Source organism: Teichococcus aerophilus (genome assembly GCF_014490485.1).
Lineage (GTDB): Bacteria > Pseudomonadota > Alphaproteobacteria > Acetobacterales > Acetobacteraceae > Pseudoroseomonas > Pseudoroseomonas aerophila.
Genome location: NZ_JACTVA010000133.1, coordinates 1 through 711 on the forward strand (window position 1 = coordinate 1; position 711 = coordinate 711).

A 711-nucleotide genomic window follows, 5' to 3' on the forward strand; every position below is an offset into this window, starting at 1 on the left:
GTCTTGCCATGATCCACGTGCCCGATCGTGCCAATGTTGCAGTGCGGCTTGTTCCGCTCAAACTTAGCTTTCGCCATCGTCCGTCACCCTGTCGGTCAGCGCCACATGCGGCGCAAATCGGCCTAGTCCAGTCACCAGCTCACGAAATTGGAGCGGGTGACGGGAATCGAACCCGCACAACCAGCTTGGAAGGCTGGGGCTCTACCATTGAGCTACACCCGCACTGCGCCCCGCGCAGCCTCATCGGCAACGCCGGATGCAGGTGGCACCGTTCAACCGGGGGTCAGAGGCCCATGCCGGTCCAGAGGACCTGCAAGGATATGGAGGGGGTTGGATTCGAACCAACGTAGGCGTGCGCCAGCGGATTTACAGTCCGCCCCCTTTAGCCACTCGGGCACCCCTCCACCTTGAAACCCCGGTCGGCGGGAGCGCGCGGACTATCCCCTTTCCACCCCCCCTGTCAACGTGCCGTGATGCGTTCGCGCGCAGGAATCGCGCACGCCCTATCGAATCATGCCGCTTGCTCCCGCGCGCGGGATGCGGAGGATGCGCCCATGTCCCGCCCCCCTCGCCGCACCAGCGGCCCCTCCTCGTTCTCTCCTGCCGAAGGGCCGCGCCGTCCGCCCCGCGGCCGTGACGATTCCCCCGCCCGCCCGGGCGGCCGTGGCCGCGATGCCGGCGAGGCGCCGGACAGCCCGCGCGGCCTCGCCC

Annotated in this window: 2 tRNA genes; both read right to left on the bottom strand. The window is 68.1% G+C overall.

Annotated features, from left to right (window positions below):
- Nucleotides 1–148: 148 nt before the first annotated feature.
- Nucleotides 149–222, bottom strand: a tRNA-Gly gene (locus IBL26_RS25450).
- Nucleotides 223–321: 99 nt separating this feature from the next.
- Nucleotides 322–404 (bottom strand) — tRNA-Tyr (locus tag IBL26_RS25455).
- Nucleotides 405–711 lie beyond the last annotated feature (307 nt).